The 4,462-nt window shown below is 33.6% G+C and carries 6 protein-coding genes; all 6 read left to right on the top strand.

Features of this window, described 5'->3' with window-relative positions; all coding sequences use genetic code 11:
* Nucleotides 1-655: RNA methyltransferase (locus KHW44_RS06745; protein WP_304067565.1), on the top strand; the 655-nt coding region annotated here is incomplete at its 5' end.
* Complete coding sequence (locus KHW44_RS06740; RefSeq protein WP_304067562.1) at nucleotides 655-1,350, top strand: HAD family hydrolase; 696 nt, start codon at nucleotides 655-657, stop codon at nucleotides 1,348-1,350. The genes KHW44_RS06745 and KHW44_RS06740, both read left to right, overlap by 1 nt.
* Nucleotides 1,322-1,942, top strand: coding sequence for an epoxyqueuosine reductase QueH (locus tag KHW44_RS06735; protein WP_002835620.1), 621 nt, complete (start codon nucleotides 1,322-1,324; stop codon nucleotides 1,940-1,942). Before KHW44_RS06740 ends, KHW44_RS06735 begins: the two co-directional genes overlap by 29 nt.
* A gap of 118 nt (nucleotides 1,943-2,060) precedes the next feature.
* The gene (gene fdhD / locus KHW44_RS06730; RefSeq protein WP_304067556.1) at nucleotides 2,061-2,813 is read left to right on the top strand and encodes a formate dehydrogenase accessory sulfurtransferase FdhD; all 753 of its coding nucleotides are present in this window, start codon (nucleotides 2,061-2,063) and stop codon (nucleotides 2,811-2,813) included.
* A gap of 2 nt (nucleotides 2,814-2,815) precedes the next feature.
* Nucleotides 2,816-3,451 (top strand): formate/nitrite transporter family protein, encoded by a 636-nt coding sequence (locus KHW44_RS06725; protein WP_304067552.1) that lies wholly within the window; start codon nucleotides 2,816-2,818, stop codon nucleotides 3,449-3,451.
* Between the two features lie 10 nt (nucleotides 3,452-3,461).
* On the top strand, nucleotides 3,462-4,462 hold a 1,001-nt coding region (locus KHW44_RS06720), incomplete at its 3' end, for a molybdopterin molybdotransferase MoeA (RefSeq protein WP_304067549.1).

The following is a 4,462-nucleotide window of genomic DNA, read 5'->3' as shown; positions in this document are numbered from 1 at the left end:
GGGACCTTTTCCAACTTATGAACTTATTGAAAATAAGGCTGATATTGTTGAGGAGGTCTTAATTTCTGAGGATTTCAATGACACAGAAAAACTGATAAAAATATTGAATGAGAAGAAAATTCCTTATACGATTTCGAGTAAACAAATCAACAAAATTTCACTAAAAGACAAGGAATACGTGATTGGAGTTTTCAAAAAAGAAAAATCAAATTTCCAAGAAAAAAACCACATAATTTTGGACGGAATTGACAATATGGGAAATCTTGGAACGATTATGAGGAGTATGCTTGCGTTTGGTTACAAGGATTTGGCATTGATTTCAAATACTTGCGACGTTTACAATCCTAAAGTTGTACGTGCGAGTATGGGAGCTTTTTTCAAATTAAATATTCAAAGATTCGATAATCTAGAAGATTACAAGAAAAATTTCCCGAAAAATAAGATTTATTCGTTTTTGTTAGATGAAAGCTCAAATGAATTACGTGATGTAAAATTTGATGAGCCGTTTAGTTTGGCGTTTGGAAATGAAGGAGCAGGACTTCCACAAGAATACTACAATGAAAATAAGATTTTCATCAATCAATCGAAGGACGTGGATTCTTTGAATTTGCCGATAGCTTGTTCAATTGCAATGTATCAATCGAAGGTGATTTAATGAAGAGAGTATTTGTATTTGATTTGGACGGAACGTTGATAGATTCTATTGAAATGATAAATAATTGTTTCAATCATACTACACAAAAATTCGGACTCAAACCTGTAGAAAAGGAAAAATTCAATTATTTTCTTGGAGATGGGCCTAAGATTTTGGTGGAAAAATCTTTGAATTATTTGATAGAACGCGATAATTTGGATGAAGCAAAAATTCATTCTCAATTTAACGAAATCTACGATAGCTACATCGAATATTACAACGGATACGATGACAAGAAAACACAACTGTATCCACATATAAGAGAAAGCTTGGACAAGTTAAAAGAAATGGGCGCACTTGTTTGCGTGTGTACGAACAAGACTCTTCCAGCAGCAGAAAAAATTTTGAATAATTTATTTTCACAAGGTTATTTTGATTATGTGTCTGCTTTGGAAGATGAAACCAAGAGAAAACCAAATTCGTATTTGCTCGAAAAAATAGTGGGGGATTTGGATATTAAAAAAGATGAGATTGTATATTTTGGAGACACTGACACAGATATTGAGACGTGCAAGAATGCGAACGTAACAAGCGTCGGTGTTGAGTGGGGATTTAGAGAAAGAGAAGAACTTGTAGAATCGGGAGCAGATTTTGTGATTTCCGATCAAAGAAGGATAGTTGATTTTTATGGAGAATTACCAAAAAATATTGGATAAGACAATTGAAAATCTAAACGGAGGAGAAACACTTCTTCTTCACAGCTGTTGTGGGCCTTGTTCCAGCTATGTTTTGGAATATTTGTCGCAGTATTTTAAGATAACCATTTTGTTTTATAACCCAAACATTTCTCCACAATCTGAGTTCGACAAGAGGGTTGTTGAGCAGAAAAAAGTAATCGAAAATACAAAAGCAAAGTATCCGATAGATATAATTGTTGACAAATACGATCCCGAAGAATTCTACGAAAGGGTGAAACCGTACAAGGATTTGGGAGAGAAATCACAGCGCTGTTATGAGTGCTACGATTTGCGAATCGACAGAACTTTCGACATTGCAGATGATATGGGTTTTGATTTCGTAACGACAACTTTGTCAGTTAGTCCTCACAAAAACAGTCAATGGATCAATGAAATCGGAGAAAAATTGGAACAAACTCACAAAGCGAAATTTTTGCATTCTGATTTCAAAAAGAAAAATGGATACAAGAGATCAATTGAATTATCAAAGGAATTTGATTTGTATAGACAAGATTACTGTGGGTGCATTTATAGCAAAAAAGAAGCAGAACAACGACATAATAATGATTGATTGAATCGGTGATTATTCGCCGATTTTTTTGTGAGAAATTTTAAAAACAAAATTGATAATGGTGTTAAGTATTTGTATCGGCTAAAGTTGTTTGATATAATTAAATAAAGGAGATTTTATGAATTTTGAAAAAAATGTAATGGTTAAGAAATATAACGACGGAGTTATAGAAGAAGTAGAAGATGTTATTCTAAGAGAATTTTTGTTGGATATCAATATTAATTCCAAACCGATTGTTAAACTTTTGTGTATTGAAAAGGATTTACAAGAACTTGTGACGGGATATCTTATCACAGAAAACATTGTAAGACCAGAAGATATACAAAATGTAGATATAAATATTAATGGAAATATTTGTAATGTTGAGTTGAAAGATATCGATAACACTCCAAGTCACGTGACAACGGAAAGTGGAGATTACAAAAATGTTCCATACAATTTTACAAATAGAGATGAAAAAGTCACACCGATTGATTGGGACGAAGAAACGTTGTTGAAGATTTCCAATTACAATTTATCGGGATCGCAGTTATTCAAAGAAACTGGCAATGTGCATTCTGTTGTTTTGGCAAAGGATGGAGAAATAATCTGTCAATGTGATGACATTGGAAGATACAACGCTTTTGACAAAGCTGTTGGAACAGCGGTATTAAAAGGAGAAAAATTATCAGATTTGATAGCATTTACTTCCGGAAGAATTCCTTCATCAATCGTTCAAAAATGTATCAATTCAGGAATTTCTGTCATAGTTTCAAGAAGTGCACCAACGGATATTTCTTTGGAACTGGCAAGTAAATATAATTTGTCCGTAATCGGCTTTTGTAAACAAAGTCGTTTAAATATTTATAGGGATTTTAGAAAGAAGGATTAGTTATGAAAAAATTAGCGGATTTTTTGTATGCCATTATGGCAGGGGCATTTATTGCGATGGGCGGAGTTGTGTTTTTGAGCCTAGACAATAAAATCGTTGGAGCATTTATGTTCAGTTTAGGACTTTTTGCGGTGTGTACTTTAAAGTATAATTTATTTACAGGAAAAGTTGGATATCTGTTCTGTAATGATGTGAAAACTTATTTGCCATGGTGCTTGATGGTGTGGGTTGGAAATTTAATCGGTAGTATTATTGTAGCGGAATTGGTTCGCCTTACAAGAGTTGCTCCAGGAATTATCGAAAAATCCACGAAATTGATTCAAGTAAAGGCAGACGATACTTTGATTAGTTTGTTCGTTTTGGGAATTTTCTGTAACATTATGGTAGTTCACGCCGTGGATCAATACTTAAACAATCCTCACGAAATTGGAAAATATTTAGGGATTGTAATGAGCATTATGGTATTTATTTTATGCGGATTTGAACACTGTATTGCAGATATGTTTTACATTCAAATGGCAAGAATGTGGAATTCACAAACAATTATCGCGCTAATCGTCATTACTTTGGGTAATGTATTGGGTGGAATTTTGATTCCAACAATGAGAAAAATCAACACAAAATTAAAAAGCGAATAAGGTTGAATAAATGTTATTACAAGTAGAAAAAGCTAAGGAAATTCTTAGAGAAAACATAAAAAAAGCATCTGAAATCGAAGAAATTGATATCGATGATGCTTATAACAGAGTTTTGGCGGAGGATGTGTTGGCGAAGTTCAACAATCCTCCTTATCCAAAAAGCGCAATGGATGGATACGCTGTAAGCAGCAAAGATTCTGACAAATTATCGAAGAAGAAAATTATCGGGACGAATTTTGCTGGAGACTGCAACGATTTTGAATACGAAGAAAATACTTGTGTGAGAATCATGACAGGTGCATTTGTTCCGAAAGGCTACGATGCGATTGTAAAACAAGAAGACTGCGAAGTAGAAGATGGTTTTATTGAAATCAAAAAATCTTACGAACCTTTTGATTATTACATCAGAGAAGGCGAAGATGTTCACGAAGGTGATTTGTTGATTCCTAAAGACACTAGGATAACTTCTGTTGATTTGTCGATTTTGGCATCAAATGGATATGCAAAAGTAAAAGTTTACAGAAAATTAAAAGTAGCGCTATTATCGACAGGATCTGAATTGTTGTATCCTGGTGATGATTACAAACCGGGAAAAATCTACAGTTCAACAACTTATACATTGAAATCTATTTTGAAAAATTCAGGCGTGGAAGTTGTCGAACAAAAAAACTGCATGGATGATGAACAATCAATTATAAGAGAAATGAAAAATCTAGTCCAAAAATCAGATGTCGTGATAACAACAGGTGGAGTGAGTGTTGGCGACAAGGATTTGATGGAATCTTGTATGGAACAAATAGGAGAAGTTTTGTTCCACAGAATTGCTATGAAGCCTGGAACACCTGTGATGGCATCAAAAGTAGGTGACACAATTGTGTTGTCGTGTTCTGGAAGTCCGTTTGCGGCTTTTTGTAATTTCGAAGTTTTATTTTGGGATTTGTACAATAAATATTATGGATTAAATGTAAAACAATTTGAAAAAGGAAAAGTTGTAAAAGGATCGATGAAACC

The organism is Finegoldia magna (genome assembly GCF_018371055.1).
GTDB lineage: Bacteria > Bacillota > Clostridia > Tissierellales > Peptoniphilaceae > Finegoldia > Finegoldia magna_I.
The sequence above is the reverse complement of the archived record's forward strand: the minus strand, read 5'-3'. Positions and strand labels throughout refer to the sequence as shown.